The sequence below is a fragment of the Nocardioides carbamazepini genome (assembly GCF_024614185.1).
Lineage (GTDB): Bacteria > Actinomycetota > Actinomycetes > Propionibacteriales > Nocardioidaceae > Nocardioides > Nocardioides carbamazepini.
This window is the reverse complement of the sequence record NZ_JAHTLF010000025.1, coordinates 610558-627687: the sequence shown is the minus strand read 5'-3', so window position 1 is coordinate 627687 and position 17130 is coordinate 610558. Positions and strand designations below refer to the sequence as shown.

At 72.6% G+C, this 17130-nt stretch carries 19 protein-coding genes; 7 read left to right on the top strand and 12 right to left on the bottom strand.

The features are described from left to right. Positions 1 to 137: 137 nt before the first annotated feature. From KVF89_RS29145 to KVF89_RS29130, 4 genes are all read left to right on the top strand, one after another. Complete coding sequence (locus KVF89_RS29145; protein ID WP_257430659.1) at positions 138 to 749, top strand: hypothetical protein; 612 nt, start codon at positions 138 to 140, stop codon at positions 747 to 749. A gap of 251 nt (positions 750 to 1000) precedes the next feature. Next, on the top strand, positions 1001 to 1360 hold the full coding sequence (locus tag KVF89_RS29140) for a hypothetical protein (protein ID WP_257430658.1): 360 nt from the start codon (positions 1001 to 1003) through the stop codon (positions 1358 to 1360). A 133-nt stretch (positions 1361 to 1493) separates the two neighbouring features. After that, complete coding sequence (locus KVF89_RS29135; protein ID WP_257430657.1) at positions 1494 to 2267, top strand: hypothetical protein; 774 nt, start codon at positions 1494 to 1496, stop codon at positions 2265 to 2267. A 161-nt stretch (positions 2268 to 2428) separates the two neighbouring features. Then, positions 2429 to 3166, top strand: coding sequence for a DUF2071 domain-containing protein (locus KVF89_RS29130; protein ID WP_257430656.1), 738 nt, complete (start codon positions 2429 to 2431; stop codon positions 3164 to 3166). 246 nt (positions 3167 to 3412) lie between these two features. Here the strand turns inward: KVF89_RS29130 and ychF are convergent, their stop codons facing one another. From ychF to KVF89_RS29095, 7 genes are all read right to left on the bottom strand, one after another. Next, positions 3413 to 4486, bottom strand: a complete 1074-nt coding sequence (gene ychF / locus KVF89_RS29125; RefSeq protein WP_257430655.1) for a redox-regulated ATPase YchF — start codon at positions 4484 to 4486, stop codon at positions 3413 to 3415. 116 nt (positions 4487 to 4602) lie between these two features. Next, the gene (locus tag KVF89_RS29120) at positions 4603 to 5421 is read right to left on the bottom strand and encodes a M57 family metalloprotease (protein WP_257430653.1); all 819 of its coding nucleotides are present in this window, start codon (positions 5419 to 5421) and stop codon (positions 4603 to 4605) included. 150 nt (positions 5422 to 5571) lie between these two features. Continuing rightward, complete coding sequence (locus tag KVF89_RS29115) at positions 5572 to 6261, bottom strand: RibD family protein (protein WP_257430651.1); 690 nt, start codon at positions 6259 to 6261, stop codon at positions 5572 to 5574. Then, positions 6234 to 7106 (bottom strand): lysylphosphatidylglycerol synthase domain-containing protein, encoded by an 873-nt coding sequence (locus KVF89_RS29110; protein WP_257430878.1) that lies wholly within the window; start codon positions 7104 to 7106, stop codon positions 6234 to 6236. The genes KVF89_RS29115 and KVF89_RS29110 overlap by 28 nt, the downstream gene beginning before the upstream one ends. A 36-nt stretch (positions 7107 to 7142) precedes the next feature. Further along, complete coding sequence (locus tag KVF89_RS29105) at positions 7143 to 8168, bottom strand: glycosyltransferase family 4 protein (protein WP_257430650.1); 1026 nt, start codon at positions 8166 to 8168, stop codon at positions 7143 to 7145. Beyond that, positions 8165 to 8575 carry a 6-pyruvoyl trahydropterin synthase family protein gene (locus KVF89_RS29100; RefSeq protein WP_257430649.1) on the bottom strand — a complete coding sequence of 137 codons (411 nt, stop codon included), beginning with the start codon at positions 8573 to 8575 and terminating at the stop codon, positions 8165 to 8167. The genes KVF89_RS29105 and KVF89_RS29100 overlap by 4 nt, the downstream gene beginning before the upstream one ends. Then, on the bottom strand, positions 8575 to 9576 hold the full coding sequence (locus KVF89_RS29095; protein ID WP_257430648.1) for a zinc-dependent alcohol dehydrogenase: 1002 nt from the start codon (positions 9574 to 9576) through the stop codon (positions 8575 to 8577). Before KVF89_RS29095 ends, KVF89_RS29100 begins: the two co-directional genes overlap by 1 nt. Positions 9577 to 9672: 96 nt before the next feature. On the opposite strand from KVF89_RS29095, the gene KVF89_RS29090 reads away from it, so the two are divergent. Both KVF89_RS29090 and KVF89_RS29085 read left to right on the top strand, forming a co-directional pair. Next, positions 9673 to 11841 (top strand): CDP-alcohol phosphatidyltransferase family protein, encoded by a 2169-nt coding sequence (locus tag KVF89_RS29090; RefSeq protein ID WP_257430647.1) that lies wholly within the window; start codon positions 9673 to 9675, stop codon positions 11839 to 11841. 53 nt (positions 11842 to 11894) lie between these two features. After that, positions 11895 to 12272 carry a hypothetical protein gene (locus tag KVF89_RS29085; protein ID WP_257430646.1) on the top strand — a complete coding sequence of 126 codons (378 nt, stop codon included), beginning with the start codon at positions 11895 to 11897 and terminating at the stop codon, positions 12270 to 12272. Here the strand turns inward: KVF89_RS29085 and KVF89_RS29080 are convergent. Further along, the gene (locus tag KVF89_RS29080; protein ID WP_257430645.1) at positions 12249 to 12941 is read right to left on the bottom strand and encodes an anti-sigma factor family protein; all 693 of its coding nucleotides are present in this window, start codon (positions 12939 to 12941) and stop codon (positions 12249 to 12251) included. The two genes, KVF89_RS29085 and KVF89_RS29080, sit on opposite strands and share 24 nt — an antisense overlap. Beyond that, the gene (locus tag KVF89_RS29075; protein ID WP_257430644.1) at positions 12938 to 13450 is read right to left on the bottom strand and encodes a sigma-70 family RNA polymerase sigma factor; all 513 of its coding nucleotides are present in this window, start codon (positions 13448 to 13450) and stop codon (positions 12938 to 12940) included. Before KVF89_RS29075 ends, KVF89_RS29080 begins: the two co-directional genes overlap by 4 nt. A 101-nt stretch (positions 13451 to 13551) precedes the next feature. On the opposite strand from KVF89_RS29075, the gene KVF89_RS29070 reads away from it, so the two are divergent. Then, positions 13552 to 14334 carry an exodeoxyribonuclease III gene (locus KVF89_RS29070; protein WP_257430643.1) on the top strand — a complete coding sequence of 261 codons (783 nt, stop codon included), beginning with the start codon at positions 13552 to 13554 and terminating at the stop codon, positions 14332 to 14334. Positions 14335 to 14340: 6 nt separating this feature from the next. On the opposite strand, the gene KVF89_RS29065 is transcribed toward KVF89_RS29070, so the two are convergent. The 3 genes from KVF89_RS29065 to KVF89_RS29055 are packed head-to-tail and all read right to left on the bottom strand — an operon-like array spanning position 14341 to position 17128. Beyond that, complete coding sequence (locus tag KVF89_RS29065; RefSeq protein WP_257430642.1) at positions 14341 to 15129, bottom strand: glucosamine-6-phosphate deaminase; 789 nt, start codon at positions 15127 to 15129, stop codon at positions 14341 to 14343. Beyond that, positions 15129 to 16241, bottom strand: coding sequence for an N-acetylglucosamine-6-phosphate deacetylase (gene nagA / locus KVF89_RS29060; protein WP_257430641.1), 1113 nt, complete (start codon positions 16239 to 16241; stop codon positions 15129 to 15131). The genes KVF89_RS29065 and nagA overlap by 1 nt, the downstream gene beginning before the upstream one ends. Beyond that, positions 16238 to 17128: an ROK family protein gene (locus tag KVF89_RS29055; RefSeq protein ID WP_257430640.1), complete on the bottom strand. Its 891-nt coding sequence runs from the start codon at positions 17126 to 17128 to the stop codon at positions 16238 to 16240. Before KVF89_RS29055 ends, nagA begins: the two co-directional genes overlap by 4 nt. Positions 17129 to 17130: the final 2 nt, after the last annotated feature.

The following is a 17130-nucleotide window of genomic DNA, read 5'->3' as shown; positions in this document are numbered from 1 at the left end:
CTCGATGCGCATGCTCGACAGCCGACCGCGTCAGAGGTCGATGCCGCGTACCCGCCGGCGCTTCCGGGATCGGGAGAAGCCCCTGTGGGAGAGTGCTGTGCACGTGGCGGTCCCATCCTTCTCGGGAAGGGGAGACGATGCAGGCCTATGAGCGACTCGTGTCCTGGCTCGACCAGACGATCCCGCTCCACAACGCTGACGACCAGACCACGGAGTGGATGGCGAGCGCGCGCACACCCGAGACGCGCGCACGCATCCGGCGCTGGTCGCGGGCGGAGTCGATCGGCCTGGCGGTAGCGCTGATCGGCCTCATACTGCTCCTTGCTGCCCCGGTCGCGACGGTCGTCCTCCTCGTCTGGTTCGGTGTCGCCGGCATCGAACGCACGGACGTCTACTGGTGGCTGTGGGGCATCGCCGTCGGCGTACCGCTCGTCGGAGGCATCGTCATGGCCGTCGGCAGCCGCCAGCGTCTCGTAGCCTGCTTCGCCGACGCGTACGTGTCGACAGGGCGAGTCGACCGAGTGATCGAGGAGCCCGGCGACGACGACCACGCGTGGTACCAGCTCCGCGTCAGCTCCGAGCTCCCGAACGGGGTCGTCCTCCATCGGACGGTGTATCGGGACGGCAACGACCCTCGCCGACGTACCGGAGGGCCCGTCCGTTTCCGGCACAACACTCTCGACCCCGACGACCTGCACGATGTCCTGTTCGACGGATGGCCCGACGACGCGCGGACCGGCCGGCGATGAGCGAAAGGACTTCGACCCCGCTGTGGTTGAGTCCCCGATGGCGGTGTAGCTCCCAAGCAGCGTCAGTCCGCAGCGAGGGCGCGCCCTTGAGCGGAGTTCGGGCTGCCACCCCCGAACGTGTAGCAGGTTCTTTCCTAAGAGCGCTTTCGCGGTGAAGGGGACGTCCTAGAGTCCTCCGGAACGGGGCAACGCATCGAGTCGAGAGGCAGAACCTGGTGACTGAAGGCTCACAAGCAGCCCGATGGTTCGGGGTGAAGGCCGTCGTCCTCCAGGCCAGCACCGGGCGGCGGTTCTGGCGTTCAGTGAGGTCGCTCGTCGCCTCGCTCATCCCCTACGGATTCTGGGACTACAGCCCACGAGTCGATGCCGAGATCGTCGTGTTCCGCCTGGACAACGACGCAGTCATGCTCCAGTACCCCTACAAGGACGCGGAGCTCGCGTCCTGGCACCTCCAGAGCATCAGAGGACACCTTCGGTCGCAGAACGTCTTCGACTTCTGCAGGGACCGCGGCATCGCCATCAACGACGTCTGCGGTGCGGGCTACCCCATGTCCGAGAGTGCGGACCCGCCGATCTGGGAGTACCGCGACCCCCCTGTTGGCACTCACTGAACGCGCCGCGTTCAGGCCCCCTTTCGCCTCGGCGAGCTGGCGTCAGACATAGCCGCAGCTCCAGGGCGCAGAGGATGCCGACGTAGCCGGTTTCCGGGACGTTCGAAGCTGACAGTCTCCTAGAGTCCGGTCCGTGACTGACACCGAGCTTCAGCGTCGGATACTCGCAGTGCTGCCCGTCGCGCGGGGCGAATGGAACCGGAGCGCACTGTTGTACCGACTTGGCCGGGCGGGTGGGCCTGTCGGAGACCCGGACTCGGAATCAGCGCGCCTGCTCATCAGCATCGTCGAACGTTCGGTCAAGTCCTCCGCGCATCAACGACGGGCCGCTCTTCAAGGCGTCGCGAGGATGCTCGGCCCAGTTGGAGTAGACGTCTACGGCAAGGCCATCCGAGACCGGGACCTCTTCTTCCAGATGCTCGGCATCGGCGCCTCATGCCACCACGACGCGGAGGGCGTCAATGCCGCCCTCGTTGAGCACTGGACCAAGAGGCGGCTGACGGGTCGACATGCACGGAAGGTCTGCGACTTCAACGAGTTGATCCTTGCGGTCCGGTACTTCGAGCGAATCCACCAGCTCGACGTCGTCGCCAGGTTGCTCATCCGCTATGACGATCAGCTGCTACCGGCGGAGCGTCGAGTGTTGGAAGACATCTGGCCTCATGCCGAACGAGCACGGTGGGCAAGCGGCAGCATCGGCACCGGGCCTGATCTGTCGGGACTCGACGGCATCGGGCTACCGCTGCAGGTCTTCCTCGAAGCCGAGGCGGCCATCGCTGGAAGGCAGCCACCGTCGCCTCCCACGCCGCTGACACCTGAAGCAGAAGCTGAGGAAGAGCGAGAGCTCGAGCGTGAGTTCTGGGAGCTGCTGCAGAAGCTGGAACGGCAGATCGAACGTCAGCGCTGAGACTGCGACGCCTCGGACCACACACCAAACAAACGCCGCGAGTCGCTCAGTCCCGCCGAGAAGCGCCTGCTGAGCCACCCCCCGCGCGAACCGCTCCAGCGGCGACCGAAACTGGATACGCTGACGCCCTGGACAATCGACATGACCGAACGGAGGGCAGCGTGCGACTTCCCGAGATCCAGGGCCAGATCGAGCGTCGACTGCTGGTGAACTACCGCGTGGATCCGGAAGCCATCACGCGAGTTCTGCCAGACCGCTTCCGACCGCAGTTGATCGATGGCGCCGCGGTAGCCGGCATCTGCCTGATCCGTCTTGGCCAGATCCGCCCCATGCACACGCCACGTTGGATCGGCCTCGGGAGTGAGAACGCAGCCCACCGCATCGCCGTCGAGTGGGAAACAGACCACGGCACCCAAACTGGGGTCTACATCCCGCGTCGCGACACCAACTCCAGAGCCAACGTGCTGCTCGGCGGCCGCCTGTATCCCGGAGAGCACCACCGAGCACGGTTCCACGTGGACGAGACCGACACCGAGATTCGGGTCGGATATGAATCGTGCGACGGCACCGCCACCGTCGACGTCGCGGTGCGCGCAGCCGACCAGCTCGACCGCAGCCGCCTCTTCCAGAACCTCGAGGAGGCCTCGGCCTTCTTCGAGTCCGGCGCCGTCGGCTACTCCGCCACCGCACAGTCTGGTCAGTTCGACGGCCTGAAGCTGAGAACGACGGCCTGGAAGATCGAGCCGACCTCGGTCATTCACGCCCACTCGTCCTTCTTCGACGCCGGAGGCTTTCCGGCCGGAACCGTTGAGCTCGACAGCGCGCTCCTCATGCGCCGGGTACCGGTGGTCTGGGAGTCACTGCCCAGCCTCCCGTCTCAGACGAGCCACGCCGCCTGACGCAGGCATCCGCCGCTGCCGGCGCCTAGCGTCCGAGCGCCGCGAATGGTGCCTACTCTGCTGCCGATACTCGGGCGCGGCCGGTTCAGGTTAGGCGGGTACGCCGACCAGGTGCCGATCCGCTCGAACACACACGTGTCGGTTCTCGGCATGACGGGGCAAGCCGGGAACCGACCTGCTGGCAATGTCGCGGACTGTGTGCGGACCGCAGGGCCCCTGCCCCTCGGACCTGCACAACGCGCCGGTTCACACGTTGAAGCGGAACTCCACAACGTCACCGTCGGCCATGACGTAGTCCTTGCCCTCCATCCGGACCCTGCCGGCCTCCTTGGCCTTGGCCATCGATCCGGCGGCGACGAGGTCGTCGAAGGAGACGACCTCGGCCTTGATGAAGCCCTTCTGGAAGTCGGTGTGGATGACGCCGGCGGCCTCGGGGGCGGTGGCGCCCTTGGGGATCGTCCAGGCGCGGGACTCCTTGGGGCCGGCAGTGAGGTAGGTCTGCAGGCCGAGGGTGTCGAAGCCGACCCGGGCGAGAACCTCCAGGCCGGGCTCGGTGACGCCGGCCTCGGCGAGGAACTCGGCGGCCTCCTCGTCGTCGAGCTCGATCAGCTCGGACTCGAACTTCGCGTCGAGGAAGATCGCCTCGGCAGGCGCCACCAGCTCACGCATCTTGTCCTTCAGCGAGTCGTCCTGGAGCTCGTCGGCGTCGCAGTTGAAGACGTAGATGAACGGCTTCGCGGTCAGCAGGGAGAGCTCGCGCAGCAGTGCCCGGTCGATCGAGGTGGCGATGATCGGCGTACCCGCCTCCAGTGCCTCCTTGGCCTCGCGCGCGGCCTCGAGGTTGGCGGCGAGCTCCTTGACCTTGCGCGCCTCCTTCTCCAGGCGTACGACGGACTTCTCGACCGTCTCGAGGTCCGCGAGGATCAGCTCGGTCTGGATGGTGGAGATGTCGTTGCCGGGGTTGACCTCGCCGTCGACGTGGGTGACGTCCTCGTCACGGAAGACGCGGGTCACCTGGCAGATGGCCGCGGACTCGCGGATGTGGGCGAGGAACTTGTTGCCGAGGCCCTCACCCTGGGAGGCGCCGCGGACGATCCCGGCGATGTCGACGAACTCGACGGTCGCGGGCAGCTGGCGCTCGGAGCCGAAGATCTCGGCGAGCCTGCCGAGCCGCGGGTCGGGCACACCCACCACGCCCACGTTGGGCTCGATGGTGGCGAACGGGTAGTTCGCCGCGAGGACGTCGTTCTTGGTCAGCGCGTTGAAGAGCGTCGACTTGCCTGCGTTGGGGAGACCGACGATGCCGATGGTGAGTGCCACGGGGGGCGATTCTATGGCCGCGCGGCCCCGCCGCTCGCATCGCCGCGAGGTCACGACCGACGACGGCGCGGGTGGGGCTCCCCCGAGTCGGAGCCCCCCCCGCGCCGGTCACCGGGTCAGGAGCCGTAGAGGGCTCGGGCTCCCGCCGCGTCGGACGCCTGGAACTCCAGGTCGGACGAGCTGCCGTTGCACTGCGGGTAGTGCATGATCGACGCCGCGTCGTACGGCGTCAGCGGGCGCCAGTTGTTGTCCTCGAAGCAGGTGCCCGACTCCGGGCGGGTGTGCTCGTGCCGGAAGCCGAGCGCGTGCCCGAGCTCGTGCCCGAGGATGTCGCCGGGCTCCCAGGTGCCGGAGCTCCAGATCGAGTCGTCGACGAGCACGTTGCGCTGCCGCTTCGCGGTGCTCGGGAAGAAGGCGCGCGCGATGTACTGCGAGGTGCTGACCGGCTCGACCGAGAACAGCACGTTGTTGTTGCGGACGGTGCAGCTGCCGTCCTGGGCGGGGACGTAGACGAAGTTGATCCGCGACGTCGCGGCCTCCCACAGCCCGGCGCCGGCGCTCATCGCGGCGACGATGTCGGCGTGGCGGGTGCCGAACCTGGTGCTGACGCAGTAGGTCAGGTTGAGCGCCTGCGCGGCGCTCCACCTGTCGTCGCGGCCGCCCACCGTGTTGACGACCAGGCCGTTGTCCTTCGTCCGCTTGGTGACCATGCGGTTGTAGAACTTGCGGAGCTCGGCCCTGGTGCTGATGGCCTCGTCGCCGTTGACGACATAGGCGCCGTCGACGTCGACGTACGTCGAGGACTCGAACTCGCTGAACGTCGGCACGTCCGCTGTGCTGTTCGCACCTGCGGTGGTCGACACCGCCGCGCCCGCGAGGGCAGCGACGAGGCACGCGACTCCGGCGGAGATCTTGTGGACCCGAGAAGACAACATGCAAGAACCTTTCGATGGAAGGGGTGGATCGCGCTCATCGAAACGCCGACACCCCGCCCTCGACAAGAGATCTTGCGGCTCAGAAAGGAGCAGGGTCCGTGGCTGCACGAATGTGAGCCACGGCCCCTGCCTGCCGCGGATCCGGCAGGTTCAGGCCTCGAACCGGTCGGAGAGCGCGTAGCGCAACAGCGCGACGTCACCGATGGCACGGCTCTCGACCAGCTCCGCCCGGCGCTCGGCACACCACGGGAACCCGCCGTCGCCCACGAAACGGCGGGCGCGGGAGTCCCCGACGAAGAACGGCGCCACCACCAGGTGCAGCTCGTCGGCGATGCCCGCGGTCAGGAACTGCGTGTGGACGGACCCGCCACCCTCCACCATCAGCCGGCGCACCCCCCGCGAGCCGAGGTCGGCGACCACCTCCCCCATCCGCACCTCCGCACCGAGCGCGACGACCTTGGCGAGCGAGCCGACGCGGCTCTCGAGCTCGGCACCGGTCGCGTCGGGGCAGTAGACGAGCTTCTCCCCGTCGCCGAGGGTGAAGAACCGGGCGTCGGGACTGAGGTCGCCGCGCGAGGTCAGCGTCACCTTGACCGGGCCGACCGGGCGGCCCGCCGCGACCCGGTGCCGACGGCGCTCCTCGGAGCGGATCTGCAGCCTCGGGTCGTCGTTGCGCACCGTCGCAGCGCCCACCAGGATCGCGTCGCAGCCGGCACGCACCTCGTCGACCCGGTCGAAGTCGGCGTCGTTGGACAGCAGCAGCCGCCCCTCGCCCGCGCTGTCGAGGTAGCCGTCGAGCGAGACGCTGCAGCTCAGGAGGACGTAGGGCCGCTCGCCCATACGGGGCCTCCCTTCGCCGTCCGGACCGCGGACGACGCCCGCGGGGCACGCAGTACCAGGATGCCCGGAAGCGTCGCGACCAGCGACATGACGCCGTAGACGACCGCCACCTCGACGCCGGTGGCCGCGCCGAGACCGGCGGCGCCGAAGGCCCAGGCGGCGGCGCCCTCCCGCGGCCCCCAGCCGGCGATGCTGACCGGGATCGCCGAGGCCAGCAGGACCAGGAGTGCCAGGGCCAGCAGCCGCGGTGCGGACAGGCTCAGCCCGGCCGTACGGGCGGCGATCATGAAGACGACCACATGGCCGCTCGCCGCGACCGCCGAGAGCAGCAGCACCTGGGGCCACACGCCGCCGAGAGCCGCGGCCGCCTCACGCCGACCCACCAGGACGACGACCGCGGCGAGTGCCAGGACCACGGCGAGCACACCCGCGGCCCAACCCCGGAGCCCACCGGGCAGCAGCGGTACGGCGGCGACCGTCAGCGCGGCCTGGACCACCTGGCCGCTCCCCCGGTCCCAGGCCACCGACCGCAGACCGCGGCCGAGGGCCGCGGAGTCCCGACCGTGCCGGTAGCCGCGATGCAGGTCTCCCAGCACACCGCCGGGAAGCGTCGCGTTGAGGAGGTGGGCGCGGTAGCAGGTCCGGTACGCCGCCCGGAACGGGATGCCGACGCCGAGCCCGTGCGCGACCAGGCTCCACCGGCGCGCACCGCAGGCCGTCGTCACCGCGGTGACGACCACCGCGGCCGCGAGCCCGCGGGGGTCGGTGTGGCGCAGCCCGTCGAGGAAGGGCTCGGCGCCCAGCCGGGCAGCGAGGACCGCCAGGATCGCGGCGGCCGCGAGCAGCCGGAGCCCCGCCCAGAGCGTCGTCCTGTCGATGGCCTACCTCCTCCCGACGACCGGGACTACGGGTCCGGGCGCGATCCGGTTCAGCACGTGGGCCACCTCGGTCGCGGTCCGACCCCAGCCCCCCAGGCCCTGACGGCGGGTCGCGGCCGCGCGACGCCACCGGTCGCGCAGGACGGCGTCGCCCAGCCACTCCCGCAGCGCCCGCGCGAACGCGGTCGGGTCGCCGACGGGGACGAGCGTCCCCGGCAACGAACCGCCGGCCGCCGGCCCCAGTGCCTCGGGGTGACCACCGACGTCGGTCGCGATCGCCGGCAGGCCCCGGGCCAGGCCCTCGGCGAGCGCCATCCCGTACGACTCGCGGCGCGAGGGCGCCACGACCAGGTCGGTCACCGCCCGCACCGCGTCGAGCCGGGCCGGCGGGAGTGGGCCGACCAGCTCGACCCGGTCGGCCAGGTCGAGCCCGCGGGCGCGCTCGCGGAGCCGACCGACGTACGACGGCGTCAGGTCGAGCGCGCCCACGCACCGGCAGCGCCACGCGAGGTCACGGACCTCCGCGAGGGCGGTGAGCAGGTCGTCGTACCCCTTGGCTGGGGTCACCGGTCCGACGCAGAGCAACCTCGTGCCGTCGGCCGAGCCGGTGACGACCGGACCCCGGTCGGCGCCTGGCACGGCGACCTGCACCCGGTCGGCCGGAACCTGCCGCTCGAGGACCCACCGACGGGCCCACGCGCTGGTCGTCACGACGGCGTGGACCGCACGGAGCACCACGGGCTCGGCAGGACCGGAGCCCGGCATGTGCAGGAGGACCGCGACCCGGAGCCGGCAGCTCTCGGCGACGAGGACGTCCGTCGTCGAGGCGATCAGTCCGTCGACCAGGACCACGGCGCCCTCGGGCAGGCGTGCCAGGAGCGGGCCCGGACCGGCAGCGCCGACCCGATGCTCGTGCACCGGCACGCCGAGGTCGGCGAGCGCGGCCCCCAGTCGGCGGTCGTAGACGTTGCCGCCGCTCGGGTGCCGCGGGTCGTCGATGCCGTCGGGCACCAGGAAGTGGACCGTCACAGCGCCCGCTCGTAGCCGGCCCGCGCGATGTGCGACTCGTGCAGCGTCACCTCGATCCCCGTGAGCGCCCGGCCGCCGGGGCCCAGGTCGCCGCCACGGGCCCGCTCCGCCAGCCGGTCGGCGACCCAGCGGGCGAGCACCTCGGTGGAGCTGTTCTGCCCGGCGAGCCCGGCCTCGCCGTCCCCCTCCTCGTCGAGGTTGCGGTAGTGCAGGCGACCGAGCACCTCGCGCACCACCTCGGTGGCGCGACCGATGTCCACGAGGATCCCGTCGGCGTCGAGATCGGGCCCGGCGAACGTCGCGTCGATGACGTACGTCGCGCCGTGCAGGCGCTGCGCCGGGCCGAACACCTCGCCCCGCAGGCTGTGGGCGATCATGATGTGGTCGCGGACGGTCACCCGGAACATCAGGCCTCCTGGCTGCTGGCGTAGTCGATGGCGTAGTCGATGGAGTGGCACAGTCCCGGCATCGAGCCGGAGGCGATCCGCGCCATCACCGTGGGCAGTTCGCGCAACGGCGAGCAGCCGGTGAGCAGGGCGTCGAAGGCGGGGTCGCGGAGCAGCGCGAGCGCCAGCGCCAGCCGGGCGCGGTGACTGCGCGCGTCCCGTCGGGCAGGGGCGACCGCCCCCACCTGGCTGCTGCGCAGGGTGAGCCGCGAGGAGTGGAAGGCCTCCCCCAGCGGCAGGCTGACCGGCCGGTCGCCGTACCAGGACAGGTCGAGGACGGTGCCCTCCGGCGCCGCCAGCTCGAGGGCGTGGCGCAGCCCGGTCTCGGTCGCGCTGGTGTGCACGACCAGGTCACTGCGGGCCGGCTCGGCATCCGGACCGGCGAAGCCGGCGCCCAGCGCGGCCGCGACCTCAGCGCGACCCGGATCGACGTCGACGAGCGTCACCTCCGTCCCGGGCACCCCCGCCGCCAGCCGCGCGACGCAGCAGCCGACCAGTCCGGCGCCGACCACGGTGATGCGGTCCCCGACCAGCGGCGGTGCGTCCCAGAGTGCGTTGACAGCGGTCTCGACGGTGCCCGCCAGCACGGCGCGCTCCGCCGGCACGTCGTCGGGCACCGGGACCACGGCGGTCGCCGGCACGACGTACGCCGTCTGGTGGGGGTGCAGGCAGAAGACGGTGCGTCCCGTCAGCTCGGCCGGCCCGCGCTCCACGACACCGACGCTGAGGTAGCCGTACTTCACCGGCCCGGGGAAGTCTCCCTCCTGGAACGGCGCCCGCATCGCGGCGTACTGGCTGCGCGGCACCCGCCCGGCGAAGACCAGCGACTCGGTGCCGCGGCTGATCCCCGAGCGCAGCGCCCGGACCAGTACCTCGCCGGCGCGCGGCTCGGGCAGCGGGACCGGACGGATCTCGCTCCGCCCCGGCTCGGTGATCCAGTACGCCCGGGCCTCGTCGACCACCGCGGACTCCTTCCCGTTCGTCCGTTGAACCGGCGTCCTGCGCTCGTCGTAGCAGTAGGGACAACCTAGCCTCGCAACGACAGACACGGAGGCGCGATGGATCGGGTTCACCTCGGCATCCGGCCGGGCCCGGCGGACCGGGTGACGGCGGTGCGCGCGGTGCTCGCCTGCGGTGTCACGGCCCTGACCGTCCGCGGCCTGGTCGAGCCGCTGAGTGGTCGGCTCACCGCAGTCCTGGTCGGCCTCGGCACGGTGGCACTGCTGCTCGACGCCGTCGACGGGTACGTCGCCCGGCGGACCGGGACGGCGAGCGCGTTCGGAGCCCGCTTCGACATGGAGACCGACGCCTTCCTGATCGCCGTGCTCAGCGTCCACGTGGCGCCGCAGATCGGTTGGTGGGTGCTGGCGATCGGCGCGATGCGCTACGCCTACGTCGGGGCGGGATGGGCGCTGCCGTGGCTGCGGCGCCCGACCCCGCCGCGGTACTGGGCCAAGGTCGTCGCGGCCGTCCAGGGCGTCGTCCTGACGGTCGTGGCATCCACCCTGCTGCCGGACCCCGTTGCTCGCGCGAGCGCCGGGGTCGCCCTGCTGCTGCTCGTGGAGTCCTTCGGGCACGACGTCGGGTGGCAGTGGCGGCACCGGCACGACCCCGCGCCCGTCCGCCGTCCACCGGCGTGGCTGGTGACCGCCGGCGCGGTCGTCGCCCTCTGGATCGCGCTCGCCCCGCCGCGGGTGGCCGACGGGACCGACGTCGCCGACATCGCCCGGATCCCGGTGGAGGGCGTCGTACTGGCGGGCGTGGCGGTCCTGCTGTCCGCCCGCGGGCGGCGGTTGCTCGCCGTCGCGCTCGGCCTGACGGTCACGGCGCTCGCCGTGCTGCGCGGGCTGGGGCGCGGCTTCGACGTCTACCTGGACCGGCCGTTCCACGTGCTCGGCGACTGGTCCTACCTGCCCAAGGGGTACGAGGTCGTCCGCGACACCCACGGCGCGGTGCCGGCCGTCCTGCTCGCCCTGGGCGCGGTGGCGGTGGCGGCCGGTCTGGCAGCCGTCCTGACCGCGGCCGCCCTCCGGGTCGCCCACGCCGCGTCCGAGAACCGGCGCGCGACGTGGCGCACGGTGGCCGCGCTCGGCACCGTGTGGGCGGTCTGCGCGGTGCTCGGCGGTCCGGTCGACCGGGTCGCCGCCGCGAGCTCGGCCGGGCTGGTGGTCGACACCGTCGAGCAGGTGCGCAGCGACCACCGCGACACCGCCGTCTTCGCGCGGGCGATCGAGGCCGACACGTTCGCCGCGACGCCCGGCGACCAGCTGCTCGCCGGATTGCGCGGCAAGGACGTGCTGCTGGTCTGGTTCGAGAGCTACGGCCGGGTGGCGCTCGAGGGCAGCTGGTTCGCCACGTCGATCGTCGATCTCCTGGCGCAGGGTGACCAGCAGCTGGACGCCGCCGGCTACGACGCCCGCAGCGCCTTCCTCACCTCACCGACCTTCGGGGCCGGCAGCTGGCTCGCGCACGCGACCCTGCAGTCGGGCGTGTGGGCCGACAGCGAGCGCCGCTACGGCCAGCTGCTCGACAGCGACCGGCTCAGCCTGACGGGTGCGTTCGGAGCGGCGGGCTGGCGCACCGTCCTCTCCGTGCCGGCCAACACCCGGGACTGGCCCGAGGGTGCGGCGTACTACGGCTTCGACCGGCTCTACGACTCCCGCGACGTCGGCTACCGGGGACCGAGGTTCGGGTACGCGTCGATGCCGGACCAGTACACCCTCGACCACCTCCGCCGCGCCGAGCTCACGCCCGGTGAGCGCCGGCCGGTGTTCGCCGAGGTGGACCTGGTCTCCAGCCACCACCCGTGGGCGCCGCTGCCCGACCCGGTGCCGTGGCCCGAGGTCGGCGACGGCACGGTGTTCTCGGGCATGCCGGAGCAGGGCGGGCAGGCCGTCGACGGAGACCGACAGCCGGACACCGCGCAGCGCAACTACGCCGCGGCGGTGCGGTACACCTGGCGCACGCTGCTCTCGTTCCTCACCACCTACCCGGACCCCGACCGCGTTGTCATCATCGTCGGCGACCACCAGCCGCACTCGTTCGTGAGCGGTGAGGACCCCGGTCGCGACGTACCGATCACGGTGCTCGCGCAGGACCCGGACGTGATCCGGCGGACCGACGGCTGGGGCTGGCAGCCCGGCATCCGTCCCGGACCGGACGCGCCCGTGTGGCGGATGGACGCCTTCCGCGACCGGCTGCTGACGGCGTACGGGCGGGCGGACTGAACCGACCGCAGTCCCCGACCGTGTTCTCCTCGAACGAGCGATCGGAGTGGGCGATGGGCATGCGTGTGATCGGTGCGCTGGCGGCCGTGGTGACCGCGGCGGTCCACCTGTACCTGTGGTTCGACGGCGTGCGTGACCAGGGCACGGTCGGCGCGCTGTTCGTCGTGAACGTGGTCGCGGGCGCGGTGATCGCGGTCCTCGTCGTGGCCTGGCGGAGCTGGGTGCCGCTGCTCCTGCTCGCCGGGCTCGGCGCCACCACGCTCGTCGCGTTCGTGATCGCCACGACCGGGGGCCTGTTCGGCATCCACACGACGTGGGACAGCTGGTACGCGTGGGTGGCCGCGCTCTCCGAGGTCGCCGCGGTCCTCGCCGCGGTGGCGGCGGCGTACGCGGAGGGCCGGTTCGCCTCACTCCGCAAGGCGGAGGACTGAGTAGCCCGACTCCGTCCGCACCTCGACGGACACGATCTCGTCGGCCGGCAGCGAGGTCGCCATCGTGACGCGCACCTCCTGGCCGCGTGTGGACCGCCAGGACCCGACCTCCTGCGTCCGCCCGTCGACCGACCGCACGACGAGCACGTACGTCGTCGGGCCGGCGAGACCGCCCTCGTAGGTGCAGGTCAGGTCGATCCGGGTGCCCCACCGCCGCGCGGTGAGCGACACCCAGCCCGTGGACGGGGTCTCCGGGCTCTCCATCCGCTGCGGGGCAGCGATGCTCCCGGCAGGCGCGGCGCTCGGCGGGTCGTCGTCACGCAGGGAGGCGCCGATGCCGGCCAGCACGAGGACGAGCAGGACCACGGCCGCCGCGACCACCGACACCGTCGCCGCGCGGCGCCGCCCCCGCGACCGTCGTGCCTCCGCGACCATCGCCGTGAGCAGGGTCGTGGGAACCGGCTCCGGCTCCGGCGGCTGTTCCGCCGCATCCGCGGGCAGCCGGCCCAGCAGGCCGGGGATCCCGGCCAGGTCCCGCAGGGCCCGGGAGCACGCGGCACAGCCCGGCAGGTGCCGCTCGTACTCCGCCCGCTCGCCCGCCGCCAGCGCCCCCAGGACGTAGACCCCGTCCAGGTGGGCGAACCCGCAGCTCGTCCCGATCCCGTTCATGACACCACCCCCCGCTCCTCGAGGGCCAGCCGCAGCGCCCGCAGCGCGTAGTGGGTGCGGGACTTCACCGTTCCTTCGGGGATCCCCAGGCGGCGGGCGGCCTCTGCCACCGATCGGCCCCGGTAGTAGCACTCGACGAGCACGGCCCGGTGATCGGTCGACAGCTGGCTCAGCGCGTCGGCGACGACCCACGACAGCAGGAGCTCGTCGGTGCCGTCGTCGGCGACCTCGCCCGGCGGCGGCTCCGCGGTCGCGAACTCCCGGTGCCCGCGCCGGGTGCGCCACTCGTCGATCACGATGTTGCGGGCGACCGTGAACAGCCACGAGCGGACCGACCCGCGGGACTCGGTCAGGACGGCGGCGTTGCGCCACGCCCGCAGCATCGTCTCCTGCGCGACGTCCTCGGCACGCGCCCGGTCGTTGCCGGTCAGGTGCAGGCAGAAGCCCCACAGCGCCGACGCATGGTCGTCGTGCAGCGCCTGCATGATCGTCGCCGGGTCCTGGGTCATCCACACCTCCCGGACGGGGATACGTCATCGCGCGGCCGGCGGTTCAACGCACTGACCGCGCCGGCGGTACGCGGTCCGTCTCTGCAGACTAGGGTTGCCCGGTGCGACTGGCCACCTGGAACGTCAACTCCCTGCGCACGCGGATCGACCGCGTCGAAGCCTTCCTCGACCGGCACGACATCGACGTGCTCGCCGTCCAGGAGACCAAGGCCCGTGAGGAGCAGCTGCCGCTGATGGGCCTGCAGGCGCGGGGCTACGAGGTCGCGGCGCACGGACTCAACCAGTGGAACGGCGTGGCCCTGATCAGCCGGGTCGGCCTCGAGGACGTCACCGTCGGCTTCCCCGACCAGCCCGGCTTCGGCGAGGCACTGGAGGTGGAGGCCCGCGCCCTCGGCGCCACCTGCGGTGGGCTGCGGATCTGGAGCCTGTACGTCCCCAACGGGCGCAAGCCCGACGACCCGCACTACGTCTACAAGCTGGACTGGCTCTCCCGGCTGCGGGATGCCGCATCGGAGTGGCTGGACGTCCCGACCGCGCTCGTCGGCGACTGGAACATCTGCCCCACCGACGACGACGTCTTCGACATGGCGCAGTTCAAGAGCTCCACCCACGTGACCCCTGCCGAGCGGGCCGTCTTCCAGTCGTTCCTCGACGGCGGCTGGGCGGAGGTCACCCGCGCCCACGCGCCGTCCTACACCTACTGGGACTACTACCGGCAGCGCTTCGAGCGCGACCGCGGGCTGAAGATCGACTTCGTGCTCGGGTCGCCCTCGTTCGCCGAGCGGGTCACCGGCGCCTTCATCGACCGCGAGGAGCGGGACCCCGCGGTGTTCGCCGGCGCGCCGTCCGACCACGCGCCGGTGGTCGTCGACCTCGCCGACTGAGCCGAGCTACAACCCCTGCCAGGGCGGCTTGGCGTCGTAGACCTCGCGGTAGTGGTCCCGCCGCGCCAGCTTCTCGGCAGCGGCGGCGTCGGCCAGCACGGTGACGTGCGGGTGCAGCTGGAGCACCGACGCCGGGCAGGACGCGGAGAGCGGACCCTCGACGGCGGCCGCCAGCGCGGCCGCCTTGCCGGCTCCGGTGGCGAGCAGTACCAGGTGCCGGGCGCGCAGGATGGTGCCGAGGCCCTGGGTGAGCACGTGCCGCGGCACGTCGTCGATCGAGTCGAAGAAGCGCGCGTTGTCGCGGCGCGTCTCCTCGGTCAGCGTCTTGAGCCGGGTCAGCGAGGCCAGCGACGAGCCGGGCTCGTTGAAGGCGAGGTGGCCGTCGGCCCCGATCCCGAGGATCTGGACGTCGACCCCGCCGGCCGCGACCAGGGCCTCCTCGTAGCGCTCCCCCGCCGTCGCCAGTCCGTCCGGGGCCGGGTCGGGGCCGTGCACCCGGTCAGCGGGGATCCCGAGCGGGTCGGTGAGCTCGCGGGCGATGGTGGCGCGGTAGCTCTCGGGGTGATCGGCCGCCAGGCCGACGTACTCGTCGAGCGTGAAGCACCGCACTCCGTCGTACGACGGCCCGGAGCCGGCCTCGTGACGACGGATCAGCTCCCGGTACGTCGGCAGCGGGGTCGACCCGGTCGCCAGCCCGAGCACGGCGGACTGCCCGCGCGAGCGCACCAGGGCCTCGACCACGTCCGCGCCGCGGTCCGCCACCTCCGTGGCATCGGCCAGGGGAACGACCTCCATCAGCGCTCACCTCCGTGCAGCAGGCGACCGCCGACGACGGTGGCCACCACCCGCAGCTCGTCGTCGACGAGGGTCAGGTCACCGCGCGCACCCTCGACGAGGCGCCCGCGGGACGGGTCGCCGACCAGGTCCGCGGCGACCGACGTGCAGCAGCCGACGACGTCGGCGAGCGACCAGCCGGTCGCCGACCGCAACACCCGCAGGCACTCCGGCAACGAGGCGGCCGACCCGGCGAGGGTGCCGTCCTCGAGCCGCACCGTCCCCTCCCGTACGACGACCCGCTGGTCCCCCAGCCGGGCCGGGCCGTCCGGCATGCCGAGTGCGGCGGTGCAGTCCGTCACGGCGAGCAGTCGGTCGGGACCGAGCGCGCGGGCATAGGCGGCGAGGGTCGTGGGATGCAGGTGATGCCCGTCCGCGATCACGCCGGCCACCAGCCGCGGGTCGGCCAGCGCCGCACCCACCGCCCCGGGCTCACGACCGGCGAGCGCGGGCATCGCGTTGCCGAGATGGGTGACCGCGCGGGCACCTCGGTCGACGGCGGCGGCCACCTGCTCGGCGCTGGCCTCGGTGTGGCCGACCGCGACCACCACCCCCCGATCCACCAGCGTCGCGATGACGTCCAGGGCTCCCCGCAGCTCGGGCGCGATCGTCACCATCGCCACACCGGCCTCCCGCGACCAGTCCGCGACCACCTCGGCGGACGGCGGAACCAGCCAGGACGCCGGGTGGGCGCCTTTGCGTGCGGGCGCGATCATCGGCCCCTCGACGTGCAGGCCGAGCGGCCGGGCACCCGCCCAGCCGGCAGGAGGCCCGGCCGCCAGGACCGTCAGCGCCGTCGACCGGGCCGTGGGTGACGACGTGATGATCGTCGGCAGGAACGCCGTCACTCCGTGCCTCGGCAGCGCCGCCGCCACCTCCCACAGCCGCTCCGGCCCGAGGGTCAGGTCGATCCCGGCAGCGCCGTTGACCTGGAGGTCGACGAGCCCGGGCAGGACGTGCAGCCCGCTCGCGTCGTACACCGGTGCGTCGACGGCGCCGCTCGCGACGCTGGCGACGAGCCCGTCCACGATCGTCACGTCGACGGAGCCGCCGACCACCCGCAGCGAGCTCACGGCGCCCGCCCCAGCAGTGCGGCGCCGAGCGCGGCGACGGGGCGGTCGAGCGGCGCCAGCCGCAGCCGGCCGGGCAGGTCCAGCGAGCGCAGGAACGGCGAGGTCGCCGCCTGCTCGGCCAGCGCGTGCGCGACCGCGACCCGGAGCCGCTCCCCGACCTGGGCGACGCCACCACCGAGGACGACGACCGTCGGGTCGACGGTCAGCGCGACCAGGCGCACCGCGTCCGCGACCCGCGCCGCGAACCGGTCCCGCACGGCCGCGGCATCGGCCGAGCCCGCCGCCGCGGCGTCGAACAGCGCCTGCGCCGCGGGCTGCCCGTTCCCCGGCCAGAGCGCCGCGACCGCCGAGCCCGAGGCGACCGTCTCCAGGCAGCCGACCTGACCGCACTCGCAGCGCGGGCCGGCCGGGTCGACGGGGATGTGGCCGATCTCCCCGGCTGCATTGCCGGACCCGCGGCGCAGCCGGCCGTCGAGCACGAGGGCGGCCGCGAGACCGGTGCCCAGGCTGAGGTACCCGAGGTCGCGCTCGCCCAGCAGCGCCGCCGCCCCGAGCGCGGCGGCGTTGGCATCGTTGTCGAGCACGATCCGCGCACCGGTCGCGGCGCCGAGCCGCTCGCTGAACGGGTACCCGTCGGCCACGCCCAGGTTGACCGCGTGGCGCACCGTCCCCCGGGAGGTGTCGACCAGCCCGGGGATGCCGACGCCGACGACCCCGACGCCCGAGCGCGCCGACGCACGCAGCCTCTCGACGACGTCCGCCGCCGCGGTCACGACCTGGTCGCCGCCGGCCGGGCTCGGGACGCGTACGGACGCGAGCACCTCGCCCTCGGCCGACGTCACGACGCCGAGGATCTTGGTGGCCCCGATGTCGAGTCCCACGAGCACGC